We start from the raw sequence: 19853 nt of genomic DNA, 5'->3' as shown, positions 1-19853 counted from the left end.
CGACGAACCGACCAGCGACGGCTACGTCCGGTCGACGGTGCGCTCGAAGCGCTGGATGGCGTCGTCGCTGCCGGCGACGAAGATGTCGTCTCCGCTGTGGATTTCGGTGGTCTCGTCGGTGAGTACGCCGCCATCGCGGGCGACGCCGACGACCGTCCAGCCGCGACTCCCCGCCCCGCGAGCGTCGGCCACCGAGTCGCCGGCGAACGGCGCCGCGTCGGCTCGAACGAGGCGAATCTGCCCCGCGGGGTCCATCACGCGCTCGCCGTGGACCTCCGCGGCAACCAGGCGGGCGGAGACTCGCTGGACGGAGAGCACGTAGTCGGCGCCCGCCCTGAACGCGGGGGACTCCTTCTCGGCCTCCGTGACGCGGGCGAGGATCTCCACGTCGTTAGACATCGACCGGGCCATCGCCACGGTCAGCAGCGCGGTGGCGTCGTCGTCGACGGTGACGACCAGCGCGGACGCCTCCTCGATGCCGGCCTCACGGAGGACCTCCGGCTCCGTCACGTCGCCGACGACGTCCGCCCCGCAGTCCGCCGCCTGGTCGACAGTCGTGACCGGGAGGTCCGCCGGGAGCGCGTCCACGGCCTCCTGGCCGCCCTCCCCGCAGCCAGCGACGATCACCTTCGACTGCGTGCCCGCCCGGGGCGTCCGTCCACTGCCAACCTCGCTCTCGAGTTCGTCGACGGAGTGCTCCGGGCCGGCGACGACCAGCACCGTGTTCGGCGTGAGCCGGTCCTCGGGCGACGGCGGGAGGTGTAACTCGCCGTCGAACCACCCCGCGACGAGCGTCAGGTCGGGGTGCCGGGCGAGCGGCGACTCACGAACGCTGATGCCGTGGAGCGGGCTGCCGCGCCGGACCAGGAGTTCGCGGATGACGACCTCGTCGTCGGCCGACGGCGCCTCCACCGCGACGGGAGTCGTCGCCTTCTCCGCCAGTCGTCGACCGATGAGCGCGTGCGGGGCGACGCTCCGGTCGACGCCGACCTCCGCGAGCGCGGCCTTCCGGCGCGTCGACGGAGTGAAGCTGACCACTCGGAGCTCCTCGTTGGCGTCCAGGGCGGTGAGGACGACGCTCGCGGTCCTGTCGCCCGTGTCCGTGATGAGCAGCGACGCCCGCTCGATCTTCGCCCGGGCGAGGTCGTCGCGGTCCTCCGGGTCGCCGTTGATCGCCTGGTAGCCGTCGTCGGAGAGCCGCTTGGCCTCCCCCTCGTCGGACTCGAGGAGCACGTAGTCGACCTTCAGCGCCTCCAGTTCGTCGAGCAGCACCTCCGTGTCGCGCTGGTACTCAGCGACGACGACGTGGTCGTTCTTGATGGTGAGGCGGTCGTCGAGGTTCAGCGGCGTCCGCTCGAACAGCGGGATGACGAGGATGCGCAGCGTCACGAACCCGAGCACGACGCCGCTCACCTGCATCAGCGCGACGAACAGGTTCATCGCGGGCGTCGCCCATGGCGAGTCGGCGCCGTAGCCCGTCGTGGTCATCGTCTCGATGACGACGTTGAACGCCTGAAACAGCGACCGGGGCTCGTTCTCTAGGGCGCGCATCCCCCAGTAGTACACCGTGGTGTAGGTGCTCACGAGGACGACGAGGCCGACGGCGAACCAGAGCAGCAGGCGCTGTCGTCCGGTGAGGTCCCGGTAGCGGAAGCCGCGGATGTCCAAGAGTTCGCGCATTCGGTGGTCTGTCCCCCTGTTTCCACCGCTCCCGTAAAAGTCGTACCGCAGTCGGAGTCGAGCGCGGCCTGCGGTGCGGGGGCCGCGGTGGGCGTTGGGAAACGCCTAAGCCCGCGGACGCCCGCCGTTGGCCCATGCTGGACGACCTCCTCGGGCGCACGGAACTCAAGGAGCGCATCGAGGAACTGGAGGGCGAGACGGAGTCCCTGCGGAACCGGCTGGACGCCGAGAGCGAGCGCCGCAGCGAGGCGGTCCGGGACAGGCAGGCCGCCGAGCGCCGCGTCAACGAACTGGAGGACCGCGTGACGGAACTCACCGACCGCGTCGACCGCGCCGGCGGCGACGACGACGAACCCGAATTCCGCGGACGCTTCACCCTCCGTGGCGAGCGCCGTGACCGCGTCCTCGCGCTACTGGAGAGCCTCGAAGCCGGCGAGGAGAGTGTCCTCACCGCCTACGTCCCCGACGACCCGCCGGAGACGGTCCGCGAGGCGTTCGGGGAGCGGGCGCCGCTCGTCGAGCGCGCCGCCCCCTGTCTCGTGGTCCGTGACCGCGAGGGAATCGTCTCCGCCGCGCTCCGCCCGCCGAACCCCCCGGAAGCGTTCTGCGAGTGGGGTGACAGTGCTCGAATCGAGCGCGGGTGGTTCGCGCCGACCGGCCGGTACGCGTTCGCTGTCGTGCGCGCTGACCTGTTCGCGGTCGGTATCTACAGCGACTGGGAGCGCGTGCCCGACCAGGGGGAGGGCACGGACCGAGAGAGCGGAGAGCGAAGCGAACCGCGAGCCATCGAGCGCGTCCACTACGAGGGGTTCGAGAGCGACGTGAAGGGCGCCCACTCGAAGGGAGGATTCTCCCAGGACCGCTTCGAGCGGCGCCGCGAGAGCCAGATACGCGAACACGTCGAGAAGTGCCAGGCGGCGCTCGCGCAGGTCGACGCCGAGCGCACGTTCGTCGTCGGGCAGTCGACGCTGCTCGACGAGTTCGACGCCGACGTCACCGCCGCGGTGGACGCCACGGGGAAACCGGAAGCGGCCCTGGCGGACGCCCACAGCGAGTTCTGGACGGTCTCCCTCTCGCTCGTCTGAGTTGCCACCGGTGCTACGTTTAAGGGTGCGGGCAGAGACGGTCGGACCATGAAGGTCGCGCTCCTGGCACACGAGAAGTTTCCCGAAAACGCGAAGACCGCCGTGGGCGTCCTGCGGTACGCCGACTACGACGTGGTCGCGGTGCTCGACAGAACGAACGCTGGAACGCGGGTCGCCGACCACCTCCCGGACGTCCAGGACGCCCCGGTCGTCGCGTCGATGGACGACGTCGAGGGCGACGTGGACGCGCTCGTCGTCGGCGTCGCGCCCATCGGCGGCGGTTTCGAGGAGTCCTGGCGCCCGGACGTCCGGGCGGCCCTCGAACGCGGCGCCGACGTCTACGCCGGCCTCCACTACTTCCTCGGGGAGGACGACGAGTTCGCGGCCCTCGCCGAGGAACACGGCTGCGAACTGTGGGACGTGCGCAAACCCCCGGAGGACCTCGGGGTGGCCGAGGGCGTGGCCGACAGCGTCGACGCAACCGTCGTCACCACCGTCGGGACGGACTGCAACGTCGGGAAGATGACCGCAACCCGGGAACTGTACGAGGCGGCCCAGGAGCAGGGGATGGACGCGGCGTTCGTCGCCACCGGCCAGACGGGCATCCTCATCGAGGGGTCAGGCATCCCCGTCGACCGCGTCATCTCCGACTTCACCGCTGGGAGCGTCGAGCGGATGGTGCTCGAGGCCGGCGCCGACCACGACTACGTGTTCGTGGAGGGCCAGGGGAGCATCGTCCACCCCGCGTACTCGGGCGTGACCGCGGGCATCACCCACGGGTCGATGCCCGACTATCAGGTGCTCTGCCACGAGGTTGGTCGCGACAGCGTCCACGGCTACGACCAGGAACTCCCGCCCGTCGAGTCGTTCCCCGAGCGCTACGAGACGTTCGCCGGACCGGTGAGCGACAGCCCGGTGGTCGCGGGCATGCTGAACACGCGGAGCATCGACGACGACGCAGAGGCCGAGGCCGCCGTCAAGGAGTTCGCGGACGCCATCGGCGTGCCCGCCGACGACCCCGTGCGCTTCGGAACCGAGGCGGTCCTCGACGTGATTCGATGAGGACCGAGTTCCAGCGCCGCGAGTTCCCGCTGGAGCACCCGTTCACCATCGCGCGCGGCACCCAGGAGACGGCCACGAACGTGGTCGTCCGCGTCCACGACGACGAGGGCAACGTCGGCGTCGGCGGGGCCGCGCCCTCCTCACACTACGGCGAGACCGCGGGCACCGTCGAGGCCGTGCTGCCGGACCTGCTGGACGTCGTCGAGCGCGTCGACGACCCGGAGAACCTCGCGAAGGTCGAGGCCGGGATGCGAACCGTCGTCGAGGACAACCCCGCGGCGCGCGCCGCGGTCAGCATCGCCTGCCACGACCTCGCGGCCAAGCGCGCTGACCTTCCGCTCTACCAGTACTGGGGGCTCGACCCGGCGGGCAGCCTCGACACCTCCTACACCATCGGGATCGACGACGCGGAGACGATGCACGAGAAGACGGTGGAGGCCGTCGAACGCGGCTACGGCACGCTGAAGGTGAAACTCGGGACGGGCCGCGACGAGGAACTGCTCGGCACCGTCCGGGACGCCGCGCCCGACGCCACCATCCGCGTCGACGCCAACGAGGCGTGGACGCCGAAGGAGGCTGTCCGGAACATCGCGTGGCTCGACGACTACGGCGTCGAGTTCGTCGAACAGCCCGTCCCGGCCGAGAACCGCGAGGGTCTGAAGTACGTCTACGAGCGGTCGACGCTCCCCATCGCGGCCGACGAGTCCTGCATCACCGCCGACGACATCCCGGAGATTGCCGACCGCTGCGACATCGCGAACCTGAAACTGATGAAGACCGGCGGGCTGCGGGAGGCGAAGCGGCTGATTCACGCGGCACGCGCCCACGGCCTCGAAGTGATGTGTGGCTGCATGGTCGAGTCGAATGCCAGCATCGCCGCCGCCGCCCACCTCACGCCGCTGCTGGACTACGCGGACCTCGACGGCTCGCTGCTGCTCGCCGAGGACGACTTCGCGGGCGTCCCGATGCCCGCCGGCCACGTCGACCTGGCGGCCGTCGAGCGGGCCGGGACGAGCGTCCACGAGAACTGAAAGACGAAGATTCGAACGCCGTTCTGCTCAGTCGTCCGCAACCAGTCCGTAGCCGTCGATTCGGCTCACATCGTCGAGGAATCGGTCGACCCCCTCCGGCTGCACGAGGTGGACGTTGTTCCCGTTCGCAGTGGACGCGACGATGCCCGCCTCGACGAGTTTCGGGAGGTGGACGTGGTGGAGCGCCCGCTCGATGGTGGCCGGTTCGCGCTGGCGGCTCGTTCCCACCGTCGCCCCCTCCCACGCTGCTATCTCGGCCACGAGCGTGTCGACGTGAACGCTCTCAGTCTCCGTAGTCAGGTAGTAGAGTGTGAGCCGACGGTAGGGGTGGGACAGCAACTCGAAGGCTTCGTTGAGTTGCGGTGTGTCCATCGAAGCCATGACTTACCCACAGCCCGGAGTCCCTTAACCTAATTTGTGTGGTAAGTTTACCCTTTTGACAATCTCCAGCAGCGGTAGGGATTCGGTTGGATTTCGCAAGCGAACAGCGTGTTCGCGCCGCCACTCTGGCGGTAGTGTTTCAGTACCCCAACTATTCTTCGCCTGCCTGTTCGGCGGACTCCTCCTCCGCGAGCGTGTCGGCGTCGTCGACTATCTTCTGGTGGAAGTGATTCCACGGCTGTATCCGCTCGTCTGCGAGAATGTCGCTGCTCACGATCCGCAGCCCCAGCTCGTCCAGCTGGTTGGTGCTCTGCTCGATTTCGGACGTCGTCTCGGCCACGACCTCGACGTGGAGGTTCTCCTCGCCGGCCAGCATCTCCCGGACGTTGACGACACCCCAGACTTCGAGGGCCCGTTCGGCCATCTCCGGCCGCTCGGAGAGTGGCGTCGAGCAGATGAACAGCACGCGCATCGGGTAGCCCGCCGCCTCGTAGTTTATCTCGGGGTTGTACCCTAGGATGATTCCCTGTTCCTCCAGTTGCTCGATCCGGTTGCTGATGGTCGTTCCCGTCACGCCGGTCTCGCTGGCGATGGAGGTGTCGCTGGCCCCCGGGCGTCTACCTGGAGCAGGTGAAGGATGCGCCTGTCGAGGTTGTTGAGTGGGTCGTCGGCCATACAGTCGAATTCGGGCTCTAGTCAAATAATCTTCGCTGCCCGGGGCGAGGGACGTTCGCACTGGCGGCGGCCGCCGGGAGCCGACGGAGGCGTGTGGTCCGCTCACGAGCCGTCCGCTCTCAACAGGCTTATGGATGCCTCCGGGCGAAAGAACCACCTGTATGAGCACGGTCACTGTGACGCTGCCGGACGGCTCCACCCTGGAGCTGGCGTCCGGCGCGACGGTCGAGGACGTAGCGTACGAAATTGGGCCCGGCCTCGGCCGTGACACAGTCGCGGGGAAGGTCGACCACGAACTCGTCTCCAAGGAGACGCCCCTGACCGAGGACTGCGAGATCGAGATCGTCACCGACCAGTCGGGCGACTACCTCGACGTGCTGCGGCACACCGCCGCCCACGTCCTCGCGCAGGCCATCCTCCGCCACCACCCCGACGCGAAACTCACCATCGGCCCGTACACCGAGGAGGGGTTCTACTACGACGTGGCGAACGTCGAACTCGACGCGGAGGACCTCGACGCCATCCAGGACGAGGCCGACGCCATCATTGAGGCCGACTACGACGTCGAGTACGTCGAGTACGACCGCGAAGAGGCCCTCGAGACGTACGACGACAACCCGTTCAAGCGCGAGATTCTGGAGACCGAGGCCGCGGGCGACGACCCCGTGAGCTTCTACCGCCAGGACGACTTCGAGGACCTCTGTCGCGGCCCGCACGTCGAGTCGACGGGCGAGATCGGCGGCTTCGAGGTGCTCGAAACGTCGGCGGCGTACTGGCGCGGCGACGAGGAGCGCGAGACGCTGACGCGGGTCTACGGCACCGCGTTCCCCACGGAGAGCGAACTCGACGACTATCTCGAGCGCCGCGCGGAGGCCGCCGAGCGCGACCACCGGAAGATCGGCAGCGAGATGGACCTCTTTTCCATCCCGGACGTCACCGGCCCCGGCCTCCCGCTCTACCACCCGAACGGGAAGACGGTGCTCCGTGAGCTCTCGGAGTACGTCCACGGGCTCAACCGGGAGATGGGCTACGACGAGGTCGAGACCCCGCACCTGTTCCGCACGGAGCTGTGGAAGCAGTCCGGGCACTACGACAACTACGTCGACGACATGTTCCTCCTCGACGTCAACGACGAGGAATATGGACTAAAACCGATGAACTGCCCGGGCCACGCCACCATCTTCAACGAGGGCTCGTGGAGCTACCGCGACCTCCCCGTGCGGTACTTCGAGGACGGGAAGGTGTACCGCAAGGAGCAACGCGGCGAACTCTCCGGGCTCTCCCGGGTGTGGGCGTTCACCATCGACGACGGCCACGTGTTCGCGCGCGCCGACCAGATAGAGCAGGAAGTGCGACGCCTCATCGACATCATCCTCGAGGTCCTGGACACGTTCGACCTCGACTACGAGGTGGCGCTGGCGACGCGCCCGGAGAAGTCCGTAGGCAGCGACGAGATCTGGGAGCAGTCCGAATCACAGCTCCGCGACGTCCTCGAGGAGCAGGGGATGGACTACGACGTCGAACCGGGCGACGGCGCGTTCTACGGCCCGAAGATCGACTTCGCGTTCGAGGACGCTCTCGGGCGCTCGTGGGACGGCCCGACGGTCCAGCTCGACTTCAACATGCCCGAGCGCTTCGACCTGGAGTACACGGGCTCGGACAACGACGCCCACCAGCCAGTGATGATCCACCGCGCGCTGTACGGCTCCTACGAGCGGTTCTTCATGGTGCTCGTCGAGCACTACGACGGCCGCTTCCCGACGTGGCTCGCGCCCGAGCAGGTGCGCATCCTCCCGGTCACGGACGACAACCTCGGTTACGCCCACCGCGTCAAGAACGAACTCGACGGCTACCGCGTCGAGGTCGAGGACCGCGACTGGACGGTCGGCCGGAAGATCCAGCAGGCCCACGACGACAACGTCCCGTACATGCTCGTCCTCGGCGACAACGAGGAGGAGGTGGGCACCGTCTCCGTGCGCGACCGCCAGGAGCGCGAGCGGAACGACGTCGAACTCGAGACGTTCCGCGACCACTTCGTCGGGGAGGTCGACGAGAAGCGGACGCAGCCCGACTTCGTGGAGTAGTCGGCACTCCCCGAACACCGAGAACCGCCACGCACATCCCGGCCAAATGAGTCGGTCGGGGTGATGACGTGGCGCGCCGGTCTGGGCGTCGGAACGTACGTCGCCTTCCTGCTGGCGGTGCTCGGCGCACTCGCGTGGACGACGGGAACGGCGATTCTGTTACCGAGCCTCGGCCCCTCGGCGTACGTGCTCGCGGCCATCGACGACCAGCCACGGCGCGTCGTCGTCGGCCAGCTGGTCGGCGTGCTCGCCGCGTTCCTCGCCGTCCTCGCGCTCGCCAGCGGCGCCGCTCCCTTGCTCGACGCCACCCCGCAGTCGCTGGCGGGTCTCCAGCGGGTCGCCGCCGCGCTCGCCGCGACAGTCGCCGCCACCGTCGCGATGTACGCGACGGAGAGCCTCCACCCGCCAGCGTACGCCACCGTCCTCATCGTCTCGCTGGGCATCGCGGACGGGTTCGGCGACGTGGTCGCGTTCGCCGTCGGCGTGTTCGTCCTCGTCGGCACCCACGTCGCCGTCGCGCGACACGGGCCGTGGCAGCCGCCCTACTCCCCGTAGTCGCCCGTCCCGGACTCGTTCGTCTCCCGGAGGACGAACGGGCCGATGGAGAGCGTGCGCTTCGTGACGGTGACGATGCGCAGGATGTACGCCAGCAGGAGCGCGAACGGGAGCACGGCCACCGTCGCGGCCGCGCTCACCCCGAGCAGCGCGTGGTTCACGCCGAGCGTGTAGCCGGGGTACTCCGCCGGGTCGAACAGCAGGAGCGCGGCGACGGCGACGGAGAGCGCCGGTATCGCGGCGTACAGCAGCGTGCGCGAGAGGTCCGAGAGCTCCCACTGGAAGTACAGCGTCTTGAAGTGCTCACGGGCCGGCCCGAACAGCTCCAGCGTCGTCAGCAGGTCCGCCAGGGCCTCGGACGCCGCCTCGTCGAACTCGTCCCCGTATGCGGCCTGGATGCGCTTGCCCTGGTAGATCTTCATCGAGTAGTTGAAGTTCAGCGCCGCGCGGACCACCTCGAAGTCGCCGAACTCGGCGCCCTCCAGCTGGTCGGTGACGGCGTCGGCGTTCCCGGTGAGGTCGTCCACGTATTCGTTCACCGCGTCCCCCGCGTCTCCGTCCGGGGCGGCCGCGGCGAGCGCGTCGGCCTGCTCGCAGGTGGCCGCGACGAGGTCCCGCATGAACACCGACGGCTCCGCGGGCGCGACGTCCTCGTCGGCGGCGTCCGCGGCGTCCGCCCGGAAGTCCATGGCGCCTTCCATCCGCTCGCGCTGGTCGCCGACCGCACCCAGTTCCTGGGAGAGCACGATCTGGCTCAGCGTGAGCACGAGCGTCACGCCCGTGATGACGGAGCCGACGAGCGCGTTGAACAGCGTCTCGTGGGGGTCGCCGCGGGTCAACAGGACGTCCGCCGGCGTCGGCAGCAGCGTCCCCACCACGACCATGGTGGTGAAGATGACGGTGAGAAACGCCACAGCGACGTGCCGCCGGTCGGCGTCCACCGTCAGCCAGACCTGCACACGGCTGTTCGGAAGCCGGTCGCGTAACTCGTCGTCTCCCGACCCTTCGCTCATAGCGGACGTACGGCGGCCCGCCCCAAAACGTTACTCGCGGCCGGAGGGGCTACGCCTGCTGCTCGTCGTCCAGGACCTCTGCCCGGATCTCCTCGACTTCGTCCGCTTCGGCATCGCTGGTGCTGTCACTCTCACTGCGATTCTCGTCGACTACCTCGGCTCCGGAATCCGTCTCCTCGACCGTGCTCTCGACCTCGACGACGTCGTCGTCGGTCTCGCCACGGACCTCCGCGCGCAGCGCCGAGAGTTCGGACTCCACGTCGTCGCCGCGCTCGGCGGCGAGTTCCTGCTCGATGTGGTCGTCCTCGGACAGCGGGTCCTCGAGGACACCGCGGTCGCCGAGTTCGTCCATCGCTGCCGCGCGAGCCTCCACCTCCTCGGTCTGGTCCTCCGCGCGTTCGATGGCGCGCGGCACGTCGTCGTCGCTCAGCCCCGTCAGGGCCTCGGAGACCTGTGTCTTGGTCTTCGCGGCCTCGTGGCGCGCCTTCATCGTCTCCTTCTTCGTGCGGAACTCCTGGACCTTCGTTTCGAGTCCGTCTCTCTGTTCCTCGAGGTCGCGCTGGGTCGCCTCGAGGTCGGCGACCTGGTCGTCGATCTCCGCGAGCTGGTCGCGCTTCGTGCGCTTCTTCTCGAGGGCGCGCCGCGCCAGGTCGTCCCGGCCCTGCTTGACCGCCTCCCACGCCTGGTCGTCGTGCTTCTCGACGTTCTGCGCGAGGCGCTCGCGCTGGACCTCGAGGCGCTTCTTCTGGGCGGTGAGGTCAGCCAGCCCCGTCTCGACGTCCTGGAGCCGGTCCCGGAGCCGCTCGTAGGAGTAGTCCAGCGTCTCCGCCGGGTCCTCGGTGGACCGCACGAGGGCGTTCAGTTTCGACCGGATCGTGTACGATAGTCGTGATACGATACCCATGCGCACTGTTCGGCCTGCGGACGTAAAAACTCCACTCGAAACCGACCTTTTCTCGGGCGCGAGTGGGTCGAGTGGTCCGTCGTGGTCGCCGGATGTCGGGACCGATAAGCACCGTCGCCCCGAACGTTCCGCCATGCGACAGGAGACCGTGCTCGTGCCCGGCGCGCGAGACGTGGAGGCGACCCTCGACGAACCGGACGACGGGTCGCGCAGTTGCGTCGTCATGTGTCCGCCACACCCCCAGCACAGAGGCCACCGCGGGGACGACCGCCTCGAAGCCGTCTCGGCCCACCTCGTGGACGAGGGAATCGCGGCGCTGCGCTTCGACTACGGCGACTGGGACGAGGGCGAGGGGGAACGCGAAGACGCCCGGAACGCCCTCCGGTGGGCGGGCGAGCGCTACGACACCGTGGGCATCTTCGGGTTCAGTTTCGGCGGGAGCATCGCCGCGCTCGCGGCCGCGACGACCGACCTCGACCTCTGTGCCGTCTCGCTGCTCGCGCCGGCCGCCGAACTCCCCGCGGGCCTGAACGCCGCGGACGCGCTCAAGGACGTTACCGCCCCACTGCAGGTCGTCTACGCGACCCGGGACTCGACAGCCGACTGGGAACCGGTCGTCGCGGCCGCCCGCGAACTGGACTGCGAGGTCGTCGAACTCGCCGCCGACCACTTCTTCATCGGGCGCTTCGACGCGGTCGCCGACGCCGCCGGTCCGTTTCTCGCCGACGCCTGTCGGTAGCGGGACGCTGTGGGAGTGCCACGGGACTTCCGGGTAGCGTGCCGGTGACTGTCGCGGCCAGCGGTGTCCCGAAACGGTTTTTGCCACGCCTGTCGGACGGTCAGTATGCCGAAGGAGACCGGATACGACCCCTCTCTGGGGAGCAAGTTCGTGTTCGTGACCGGCGGCGTGATGTCCGGGCTGGGGAAAGGCATCACGGCCGCGAGTCTCGGACGACTGCTCTCGAACGCGGGGTTCGACGTTACTGCGGTGAAGATTGACCCGTACCTAAACGTGGACGCGGGCACCATGAACCCGTACCAGCACGGCGAGGTGTACGTGCTGAAGGACGGCGGGGAGGTCGACCTCGACCTGGGGAACTACGAGCGGTTCCTCGACGTGGACATGACCTCCGACCACAACGTCACCACGGGGAAGGTGTACCAGCACGTCATCGAGCGCGAACGCGCCGGCGACTACCTCGGGAAGACGGTCCAGATCATCCCGCACGTCACTGACGACATCAAGCGCCGCGTGCGCGAGGCCGCCGAGGGGTCGGACGTCTGTCTCGTCGAGGTCGGCGGGACGGTCGGCGACATCGAGGGGATGCCGTTCCTCGAGGCGCTGCGCCAGTTCAGCCACGAGCAGGACGACGAGGACATCCTCTTCGCGCACGTCACGCTCGTCCCGTACTCGCAGAACGGCGAGCAGAAGACCAAGCCCACCCAGCACTCCGTGAAGGAGCTCCGGTCCATCGGTCTCCAGCCGGACATCCTCGTGGGGCGCTGCGAGGACCGCCTCGACCCGGACGTCAAGGAGAAGATCGCGCTGTTCTGCGACGTGCCGACGGACGCGGTGTTCTCGAACCCGGACGTCGAGGACGTCTACCACGTGCCGCTCACCGTCGAGGAGGAGGGTCTCGACGAGTACGTGATGGAGCGCTTCGACCTGACCGACCGCGCGCTCCCGCCCGAGGAGCGCTCGACGGAGTGGCGCGACCTCGTCACGCAGGACCGCACCGGCGAGGTGGACATCGCGCTCGTCGGCAAGTACGCACTCGAGGACGCCTACATGAGCATCCACGAGGCGCTCAAGCACGCCGGCCTCGAGAAGAACGTCGACGTCAACGTGCTCTGGGTGGACTCCGAGGAGATGCACGACCACCACGAGCAGCGCCTCGCGGACGCCGACGGCATCGTCGTGCCGGGCGGCTTCGGCTCCCGCGGCACTGAGGGGAAGATCGAGGCCATCCGGTACGCCCGCGAGCACGACGTGCCGTTCCTCGGGCTCTGTCTGGGCTTCCAGATGGCGGTCGTGGAGTACGCACGTAACGTCCTCGGGATGGAGGACGCACACTCCGCGGAAGTGTACGAAGACACTCCCTTCCCGGTCATCGACCTGCTGCCCGAGCAGTACGACCTCGAGGACCTCGGCGGCACGATGCGGCTGGGCGCCCACGAGACCGACATCGAGCCGGGGAGCCTCGCCCACGACCTCTACGGCGACACGTCCTGCACCGAGCGCCACCGCCACCGCTACGAAGTCAACCCCGAGTACATCGACGACCTCACCGCGGACGGCCTGACGTTCTCCGGGAAGGCCGGCAACCGCATGGAGATTCTGGAGTACGACGACCACCCGTTCTTCTTCGGGACGCAGTTCCACCCCGAGTTCCGCTCCCGGCCGACCCGAGCGAGTCCGCCGTTCGTCGGCCTGCTCGACGCGGTGCTCGACCGACCCGACGCGAAAACCGAGGTGACCAACTGATGGTGAACACGGACGAATTCATCGACGACGCGAAGGCGGAGATCCGCGACCAGCTCGGCGACAGCACCGCCGTCATCGCGCTCTCCGGGGGCGTCGACTCCTCGACGGCGGCGGCCCTCGCCTACGAGGCGGTCGGCGACCAGCTCGTCCCCGTCTACGTCGACACGGGGCTGATGCGGAAGGGCGAGACCGAGGAAATCCGCCGCGAGTTCGACTACATGGAGCGCCTCCGAATCGTCGACGCGGCGGACCGCTACTTCGACCGCCTCGAGGGCGTCACCGACCCCGAGGAGAAGCGGAAGGTCATCGGCGACCAGTTCATCCGGGAGTTCGAGACGGTCGCCAACGAAGTGGACGCCGACTACCTCGTCCAGGGGACCATCTACCCCGACCGCATCGAGAGCGAGGGGAACATCAAGAGTCACCACAACGTCGGCGGCCTCCCCGACGTCGTCGACTTCGACGGCATCGTCGAACCGATGCGCGACCTCTACAAGGACGAGGTCCGCGAGGTCGCCCGCGAACTCGGCCTCGAGGAGGTCATCAGCGAGCGCATGCCGTTCCCCGGACCGGGACTCGCCGTCCGCGTACTCGGCGAGGTCACCCGCGAGAAGGTCCGCATCGCTCGCGAGGCAACCCACGTCGTCGAGGACGAACTCGACGAGTACGACCCGTGGCAGGCGTTCGCCGCGGTGCTCGGGAAGGCCACGGGCGTGAAGGGCGACAACCGCGTCCACGGCCACGTCGTCGCCGTGCGCTCCGTGGAGTCCCGGGACGGGATGACCGCCCGCGCCCAGGAACTCGACTGGGAGACGCTTCAGCGCCTCCAGTCGCGCATCGCGGGCACCATCGACAACGTCTCTCGCGTCGTCTACGACGTGACGCACAAACCACCCGCGACCATCGAGTACGAATGAAGGCCATCGTCGTCGGACCCGACAGCAGCATCGTCGACGCCCTCGAGGCAGAGGGCGTCGAAGTCACCCGCATCGAGGGCATCGCCTCTGGCGAACGACTCGTCGAGGCTGGCGTCGAGGATGCCGACCTGCTCGTCATCACGGACGCCGGTGAGGCCACCGCGATTCCGGTCGCCCTCGAGCGCAACGAGGACCTGAAGACCGTCGCCTACACGCAGGACTCGATGCCGGAGTTCGTGAAGTCTCGCCTCGACTTCGCCATCGACCCGGACCTGCTCGGTCCCGACGCAGTCGCCGAGGAACTGGTCTGAGCCGGCCCCACCACTGAAGCCACTCGCCTGCGTCCGGTCGCGTATGTCACTCGACCGCTACCCCGACCTCGACCCCGACGTGGGCGAGGTGCTCACCGAGGAACTGTACTTCTCCGAGGACGCACTCGTGAAGGCGTTCGCGCTCGGGCCGGGGGCGAGCGTCGACCCCCACGAGCACGCCGACCAAACGAACGCGTTCCACGTCCTCACGGGTGAAGTCGTGGTCGTGCAGGGCGACGACGAGGAGACAGTCGATGCGCCGGGCGTGGTCGTCCACGAGCGCGGCGTCCCGCACGGCGCGCGCAACGAGACCGACGAGGTGGCGGTGTTCACGGCGACGATGGCGCCGATGGGGTAGATGGCAATCGCACCGATTTGTTAGAGCGATAGCGCGACCGGACGTCCAGGGCGGGGTTCCTCGCCGTCGACGGCGGCGGAGTGCGGGCTGACGTGCTCCCAGCAGACGAACTTCTCGACGCTACCGGGGTCGTAGAGGAAGTAGTCCGCGTCGTTGGAGCAGAGCACGCACTGCGGGTCGCCGTCGGTCCCGTCGAGGACTCCCGACAGCGCGGCCTCCGCGGCATCCGCGGACGGCGCCGCGTCCGCCGCGCTGCTGGGCGCGTCCCCGTCGACCACGTCGTCGCCCGCTGGCATACCGTCGGCTTCGACGTTCTCGTGCTTAAATGTCGGGCCGGAGGCGGACGAGTACCGGCATCTCCTGAACGCGCTCCTCGCTCAGGGCGTCCCAGTCGACGCCCGCGGGGCGAGCGTCGTTGCCGTCGGGACGAATCACGCGCTCCGGGGTCACCACGAGGTCCATCGGGACGTCGTGGGCGTCGGGTTCGACCTCGTCGTCGTCGACCAGCTGGGACTCGTGGACCGTGGTGGCGACCACCGTCTCCGCGTCGACGAGGCCGAGGTCCGAGAGGATGGCGAACTCGAGGTCACTGTACCCCTCGCCCTTGCCGACGCGGGCGCCCGAGGGCGTCACCGCGACGCTGCCCGAGAGCACGAGGTCGACGTGGGGGAGCGCGTCCGGGCCGACCTGCTCGGCGTAGTCGTCGACGTGCGAGAGCGTCGGCGCCCGCTCGTGGTCGTCCACGTTCGCGGGGTCGAGTTCGAGGAAGCAGTCCGCGTCGCGGAGGCGCGGCACCGCCATGTAGACGGTCTTCCCGTCGCGGAGCGCGCGGCGCCGCGCGGGCAACTGCGGGGCGTCCGGGTTCGCCTTCACCGTCGCTGCACGCTCCCACTCCGGCTGGTCGGCGAGCAGCGCCGCGGCGTCGCTCGCGCCGGCGAAGTTGGGGATGCGGCCGTGGGGCGGGAACGGGAACCTGGCCTCGCCGCTGTCCGCCAGGTCGTCCCACACGCGCTCGCGGAGCTCCTGTTTGGTCACACGCCCGGTTGACGGCCGACGTCCAAATAGGCCACTCTCGGCCACAGACCGCCGGCTGGTGGGTCGGCCGAGGACTGCCGCTCCGTTAATCGGCGCCAATTCGAGTTAATCGGGGTTTAGACGCCCCAACGTGGCGGAATTTGGATTCAGCGCTTCCCCGGTTGAAGTGGGTGGCCGACCCAGGACGAATCGCGATGAACGTGAAATCAGTGCTCACCGTCGTGCTCGCAGTCACCGTCCTCGTGGGCGGTGTGGCTGCGGCCGGCGCCGCGACGCCAGCAGGACAGGCAGCAGAGACGCCCGACGAAGCGGACAACAGCTCCGCGACCGACGGCAGCGACGCCGCGACCCCCTCGGCAGCGGCCAACGCTTCGGCGGCCGCTGACGCCGCGGACCGCGGGAACGCCGACGAGACTGGAACGCCCGAGGAGGCCGACAACGCGTCGGCGTCCGAGAACGCGGGCGACGCCGGTCCGCCGAGCGAGCTGCCGGCGCCCGTCCCGGACCGCGTGAGCGACATCCACCAGAAGATCAACGCGTTCCTCGACGGTGACCTCGACGACCTCGGGTCGGAGCTGAGCGGTCTGCTCTCCGAGGATGGCGAGTCCGACGCCGCTGACGCCTGACGCGACGAGCCGCCAGACGACCGACGCGCTCCGCGATTCCGCTTCGTTTCTTCGTGCCACGCGACGACCGTGAGTCCCCACTCCGTCGACCGTCAGTGTTCACCGGGTCGACCGACAGCCCTCACTCCGTCTCGTCGTCCTCGCCTTCGGGACGGGCGAGACCCGCGAGGTGGCCGACCTCCGGGACGACGACCTCCTCGCTGCCGAGTCGCGCTGCGTTCTCGCTGCCGGGGAGACAGAACACCGGCGTCCCGTCGGAGACGCCGCCGGCCGCCCGCGTCCCGACGACTCTCGTGCCGACCTCGTCGTAGGAGAGCCGCCGGAACAGTTCGCCGAATCCGGGCAGTTTCTTGTCGAACAGCGCCTGGACCGCCTCGACGGTGACGTCGTCGGGTGTGACACCGGTGCCGCCGGTGGAGACCACCACGTCGACGTCCTTGCGGCTGACCAGGTGGTCGAGCGTCGACTGCACGCCGTCGTAGTTGTCCTGGAGGAGTTCGCGCGTCACGACCTCGTGGCCCTCGTCCTCGAAGGCGGCGACGATGGCGTCGCCCGCGGGGTCGTCGTCGAGCGAGCGCGTCGAGGAGACCGTGACCACCGCCGCGCCGACCTGCTCGACGTCGTGGTGGTGGTGGTCCTCGTGCTCCTCGAGGTCGTCCGTCGCGTCGTCCTCGTCCGGCGGGTCCGCCGCCTCCTCGTCGTCGACGCGCGTGTCCCGCGATTGGAAGTCGACCATGTGCTGGCCTTCGGACCCCCGTGGCAAAAGCGTGAACCCCACAGTTTTGGTCGCCCCCCGCCACCACCCCGCTATGCAGGCAGTTCGCTTCGACGGGCACGGCGGCACCGAGGTCATCGACTATGGGGAGGTCCCCGACCCCGAGGTCGGCCGCGACGAGGTGCTGGTGGACGTGAAGGCGGGCGCGCTCAACCACCTCGACGTCTGGACCCGCCGCGGGTTGCCCGGCCTCGACCTGGAGATGCCCCACGTCCCCGGGAGCGATGCGGCGGGCGTCGTCCTCGAGACCGGCCCGGACGTCCGGCGCTTCGAGGCGGGCGACCGCGTCGCGCTCTCCGCCGGGGTCTGGTGTGGGGACTGCGAGTTCTGCCGGGACGGCGACTACCCGCTGTGCACGTCCTTCCACGTCATCGGCGAGCACGTGCCGGGCGTCCACAGCGAGCGGGCGGCCATACCCGAGGACAACCTCGTGCCCGTACCGGACGACGTCGACTGGGCGACGGCGGCCGCCGCGCCGCTCGTCTTTCAGACGGCGTGGCGGATGCTCGTCACGCGGGCGGACGTCGACCCCGGGGAGTCCGTGCTCGTGCTGGGAGCCAGCGGCGGCGTCGGCCACGCCGCCGTCCAGATCGCGGCCCACGCGGGCGCCGAGGTGTACGCCACGGCGAGCACCGAGGAGAAGCGCCGGTACGCCGAGGAACTCGGCGCGACGCGCGCCATCGACTACGAGGACGCGGACTTCGCCGACGAGATTCGCGCCCGGACGGGCAAGCGCGGCGTGGACGTGGTGGTCGACCATGTCGGCGAGGCGACGTGGGACCAGTCGCTGCGCTCGCTGGCGAAGGGCGGCCGCCTCGTCACCTGCGGCGCGACCACCGGCGGGAAGCCCGAGACCCACGTCCAGCGGCTGTTCTGGAACCACCTCTCGGTGCTCGGTTCCACGATGGCAACGCCGGGGGAGGTCGACGACGTGCTCTCGCTGGTGTGGGACGGCACGTTCGACGTCCGCATCCGCGACGTGCTCCCGATGAGCGAGACGGCTCGCGCCCACGAACTGCTGGAGAACCGGGAGGGCTTTGGGAAGGTAGTGGTAATACCCGACAGCGACTACTGATGGCGAACCCCCACGAACCCGAGACGGCCACGACGGAGCGGGCGATGAGCAAGCGCGCCCAGTGGCTCGTCGTCGCCGTCCTCGTCGCCACGGGGCTCCTGGCGCCCGCGTACGTCTACTTCGTCGGCGCCGGGAGCTTCGGGCTCAGCTTCCGGGACACGTACCTCGCCATCCCGATGATCCCCGCCATCCTGCTCGGCGCCGTCGGCGTCTGGACGGCCATCCGCGGGTAGCGACTCAGTTCTCCCGGACCACGACGTCGTCGCGCTCGAATGCATCGCCGGTCCACAGCCACGCGTCCAGCGTCGGCGGGCGCGCGGCCAGCGACGCGACCACGTAGACGTAGTCCGGCCACGACGCCTGCTCGGTGTCTGTCTCGCTCGGGTGGCTCGGGCCTGCGGGGTGGGAGTGGTAGAAGCCGACCACGTCGCGGTCCGTCGCCTCGGCCTCGTCGAAGACGGCCATCGTCGCCTCCGGGCCGAGTTCGTAGGTCACGCGGGGTGCCGGGGCGACGTTCGGGACCTGGCGCACCGCCTCGACGCGGCGCTCGTCGTCGTCGCGTTCGCCGACGAGAACGCCGCAGGCTTCGCGGGGCGCGTCCGCTCGCGCGTGGTCGAGAATCTCGTCGTAGGCTGACCGCGAGAGCGCGAGCACGCCTTCGCTTGGGATGGGAACCGGAAAAAACCCGACTCTACCGACGCTACTCGCGGACGCCGTCCGGCACGGGGTCGGCGTCGCCGTCGAAGTCCCGGCGCATCGCGATTTCGAACCACGGACAGAGGCGCAGCTGGCGGTAGTACCGCGGGTTCTCGTGGAGGTCCTCGTAGTCGGCCCAGAGGACGCCGCCGACCTCCTCGGGGTCGGGGTCGACGCTCGTGTCCGTGAGCGTCGCTTTGAGGACCGCACACACCTCCCACTCGACGCCCTCGTCGAGGTAGTGGCGCTTGTACTCGAAGCGGTCGGTGACCTCGAGTTCGTCGTACTGGTCGGGGGTGATGCCGAGTTCCTCCTCGAGGCGCTCGCGGGTGGCCGCCTCCTGGCTCTGGCCCTCGACGGGGTGGCTGGCAACGGTGCCGTCCCAGTGGGTGTCCCAGAGGCGCTTGCGGGCCGCGCGCTGGGCGAGCAGGATGTTGCCGTCCTCGTCGAACAGCAGGCAGGTGAACGCGCGGTGGCGGATGCCGCCCTCGGTGTGGGCGTCGAGGCGGTTGGCGAGGCCCTCTGCTTCGTCGTAGGCGTCGACGGTGACGACGTCCTGTGCTGCGTTCTCCGCGGTCTCGTCGTCACGGGACGACTCGACGGGAACGCTCGGCTCTGTCTCGCTCATGCGCGTACCGAGGTGGACCCGAACCAATAGCGCTTCGACTCTACCCCATCTTCTCGTCGAGGATGAGGCGAGTCTTCGTGGAGACGACCTCCTCCTGCTCGCGGGCCTTCGTCACGAGCTGGTTGACGCCGCCGGTGTCCGTGGCGTCGACGACGAGTACGATGTCGTCCTCGCCGGAGACCTGCCAGACGAAGTCTACCTCGCCCCACTCGACCATCCGGTCGCCGATCTCGTGGGTGTTGACGTCCATCGCGACCCCGATCTCGATCATCGCCTTCACGTTCCCCGTGGAGGTCGCGACCGTGAACCGTTCGATGACGCCCGCGTCGACGAGGCTGTCGACGCGGTTGCGCACGGTCCCCTCGCTGACGCCGATGTCGTCGGCAATCTCCGTGTAGGGCGTCCGCGCGTCCCGTCGCAGGGTGTCGAGGATGCGCCGGTCGATGTCGTCCATACCCTCACGTGCCAGCCCCCGAC

The 19853-nt window shown here is 69.1% G+C and carries 23 protein-coding genes and 1 pseudogene; 13 read left to right on the top strand and 11 right to left on the bottom strand.

Features of this window, described 5'->3' with window-relative positions; all coding sequences use genetic code 11:
- Window positions 1–21: 21 nt before the first annotated feature.
- Complete coding sequence (locus tag HALDL1_14230) at window positions 22–1680, bottom strand: potassium transporter TrkA (GenBank protein AHG04620.1); 1659 nt, start codon at window positions 1678–1680, stop codon at window positions 22–24.
- Between the two features lie 134 nt (window positions 1681–1814).
- Between HALDL1_14230 and HALDL1_14225 the strand changes: the two genes are divergently transcribed.
- From HALDL1_14225 to HALDL1_14215, 3 genes are read left to right on the top strand one after another with little or no spacing between them, the layout of a single operon-like run.
- A complete protein-coding gene (locus HALDL1_14225; protein ID AHG04619.1) occupies window positions 1815–2765 on the top strand; it encodes a hypothetical protein in 951 nt (316 codons plus the stop codon).
- A 48-nt stretch (window positions 2766–2813) separates the two neighbouring features.
- A complete protein-coding gene (locus HALDL1_14220; protein AHG04618.1) occupies window positions 2814–3827 on the top strand; it encodes a hypothetical protein in 1014 nt (337 codons plus the stop codon).
- Window positions 3824–4858 (top strand): chloromuconate cycloisomerase, encoded by a 1035-nt coding sequence (locus tag HALDL1_14215; protein AHG04617.1) that lies wholly within the window; start codon window positions 3824–3826, stop codon window positions 4856–4858. Before HALDL1_14220 ends, HALDL1_14215 begins: the two co-directional genes overlap by 4 nt.
- 27 nt (window positions 4859–4885) lie before the next feature.
- On the opposite strand, the gene HALDL1_14210 is transcribed toward HALDL1_14215, so the two are convergent.
- Complete coding sequence (locus tag HALDL1_14210; protein ID AHG04616.1) at window positions 4886–5239, bottom strand: hypothetical protein; 354 nt, start codon at window positions 5237–5239, stop codon at window positions 4886–4888.
- A 151-nt stretch (window positions 5240–5390) separates the two neighbouring features.
- Window positions 5391–5914: pseudogene (locus HALDL1_14205) on the bottom strand (Lrp/AsnC family transcription regulator).
- 161 nt (window positions 5915–6075) lie between these two features.
- Between HALDL1_14205 and HALDL1_14200 the strand changes: the two are divergent.
- Together HALDL1_14200 and HALDL1_14195 are read left to right on the top strand one after the other, a co-directional pair.
- Window positions 6076–7998, top strand: a complete 1923-nt coding sequence (locus HALDL1_14200; protein ID AHG04615.1) for a threonyl-tRNA synthetase — start codon at window positions 6076–6078, stop codon at window positions 7996–7998.
- A gap of 63 nt (window positions 7999–8061) precedes the next feature.
- On the top strand, window positions 8062–8553 hold the full coding sequence (locus HALDL1_14195) for a hypothetical protein (GenBank protein AHG04614.1): 492 nt from the start codon (window positions 8062–8064) through the stop codon (window positions 8551–8553).
- Here HALDL1_14195 and HALDL1_14190 read toward each other — a convergent pair.
- Window positions 8541–9566, bottom strand: a complete 1026-nt coding sequence (locus HALDL1_14190) for a hypothetical protein (protein ID AHG04613.1) — start codon at window positions 9564–9566, stop codon at window positions 8541–8543. The genes HALDL1_14195 and HALDL1_14190 overlap by 13 nt on opposite strands.
- 49 nt (window positions 9567–9615) lie before the next feature.
- Window positions 9616–10470 carry a phage-shock protein gene (locus HALDL1_14185; GenBank protein AHG04612.1) on the bottom strand — a complete coding sequence of 285 codons (855 nt, stop codon included), beginning with the start codon at window positions 10468–10470 and terminating at the stop codon, window positions 9616–9618.
- 133 nt (window positions 10471–10603) lie between these two features.
- On the opposite strand from HALDL1_14185, the gene HALDL1_14180 reads away from it, so the two are divergent.
- The 5 genes from HALDL1_14180 to HALDL1_14160 all read left to right on the top strand — a co-directional run bounded on the left by HALDL1_14180 (window position 10604) and on the right by HALDL1_14160 (window position 14541).
- Entirely contained in the window at window positions 10604–11209 is a 606-nt protein-coding gene (locus HALDL1_14180) for an alpha/beta hydrolase (GenBank protein AHG04611.1), read from the top strand.
- Between the two features lie 105 nt (window positions 11210–11314).
- Window positions 11315–12955 (top strand): CTP synthetase, encoded by a 1641-nt coding sequence (pyrG, locus tag HALDL1_14175; protein AHG04610.1) that lies wholly within the window; start codon window positions 11315–11317, stop codon window positions 12953–12955.
- Window positions 12955–13872: a GMP synthase gene (locus HALDL1_14170; GenBank protein ID AHG04609.1), complete on the top strand. Its 918-nt coding sequence runs from the start codon at window positions 12955–12957 to the stop codon at window positions 13870–13872. Before pyrG ends, HALDL1_14170 begins: the two co-directional genes overlap by 1 nt.
- A complete protein-coding gene (locus HALDL1_14165; protein AHG04608.1) occupies window positions 13869–14183 on the top strand; it encodes a CTP/GMP synthase operon protein in 315 nt (104 codons plus the stop codon). The genes HALDL1_14170 and HALDL1_14165 overlap by 4 nt, the downstream gene beginning before the upstream one ends.
- 43 nt (window positions 14184–14226) lie before the next feature.
- Entirely contained in the window at window positions 14227–14541 is a 315-nt protein-coding gene (locus HALDL1_14160) for a cupin (protein AHG04607.1), read from the top strand.
- Between the two features lie 20 nt (window positions 14542–14561).
- Here the strand turns inward: HALDL1_14160 and HALDL1_14155 are convergent, their stop codons facing one another.
- Window positions 14562–14837, bottom strand: coding sequence for a hypothetical protein (locus HALDL1_14155; GenBank protein ID AHG04606.1), 276 nt, complete (start codon window positions 14835–14837; stop codon window positions 14562–14564).
- 25 nt (window positions 14838–14862) lie between these two features.
- On the bottom strand, window positions 14863–15576 hold the full coding sequence (locus HALDL1_14150) for a 5-formyltetrahydrofolate cyclo-ligase (GenBank protein ID AHG04605.1): 714 nt from the start codon (window positions 15574–15576) through the stop codon (window positions 14863–14865).
- Window positions 15577–15770: 194 nt separating this feature from the next.
- On the opposite strand from HALDL1_14150, the gene HALDL1_14145 reads away from it, so the two are divergent.
- Entirely contained in the window at window positions 15771–16202 is a 432-nt protein-coding gene (locus tag HALDL1_14145) for a hypothetical protein (GenBank protein AHG04604.1), read from the top strand.
- Window positions 16203–16323: 121 nt separating this feature from the next.
- Here the strand turns inward: HALDL1_14145 and HALDL1_14140 are convergent, their stop codons facing one another.
- Window positions 16324–16938 (bottom strand): molybdenum cofactor biosynthesis protein MoaB, encoded by a 615-nt coding sequence (locus HALDL1_14140; GenBank protein AHG04603.1) that lies wholly within the window; start codon window positions 16936–16938, stop codon window positions 16324–16326.
- A gap of 73 nt (window positions 16939–17011) precedes the next feature.
- On the opposite strand from HALDL1_14140, the gene HALDL1_14135 reads away from it, so the two are divergent.
- Complete coding sequence (locus HALDL1_14135) at window positions 17012–18052, top strand: alcohol dehydrogenase (GenBank protein AHG04602.1); 1041 nt, start codon at window positions 17012–17014, stop codon at window positions 18050–18052.
- A complete protein-coding gene (locus HALDL1_14130; GenBank protein ID AHG04601.1) occupies window positions 18052–18285 on the top strand; it encodes a hypothetical protein in 234 nt (77 codons plus the stop codon). The genes HALDL1_14135 and HALDL1_14130 overlap by 1 nt, the downstream gene beginning before the upstream one ends.
- Window positions 18286–18289: 4 nt before the next feature.
- Here HALDL1_14130 and HALDL1_14125 read toward each other — a convergent pair whose 3' ends face one another.
- From HALDL1_14125 to HALDL1_14115, 3 genes are read right to left on the bottom strand one after another with little or no spacing between them, the layout of a single operon-like run.
- Window positions 18290–18706 (bottom strand): Mov34/MPN/PAD-1 family protein, encoded by a 417-nt coding sequence (locus HALDL1_14125; GenBank protein ID AHG04600.1) that lies wholly within the window; start codon window positions 18704–18706, stop codon window positions 18290–18292.
- Between the two features lie 46 nt (window positions 18707–18752).
- On the bottom strand, window positions 18753–19376 hold the full coding sequence (locus HALDL1_14120) for an isopentenyl-diphosphate delta-isomerase (protein ID AHG04599.1): 624 nt from the start codon (window positions 19374–19376) through the stop codon (window positions 18753–18755).
- 40 nt (window positions 19377–19416) lie between these two features.
- Entirely contained in the window at window positions 19417–19830 is a 414-nt protein-coding gene (locus tag HALDL1_14115) for an AsnC family transcriptional regulator (protein AHG04598.1), read from the bottom strand.
- Between the last annotated feature and the right edge of the window lie 23 nt (window positions 19831–19853).

This window comes from Halobacterium sp. DL1 (assembly GCA_000230955.3).
GTDB lineage: Archaea > Halobacteriota > Halobacteria > Halobacteriales > Halobacteriaceae > Halobacterium.
This window is presented reverse-complemented; position numbering and strand designations above follow the sequence as displayed.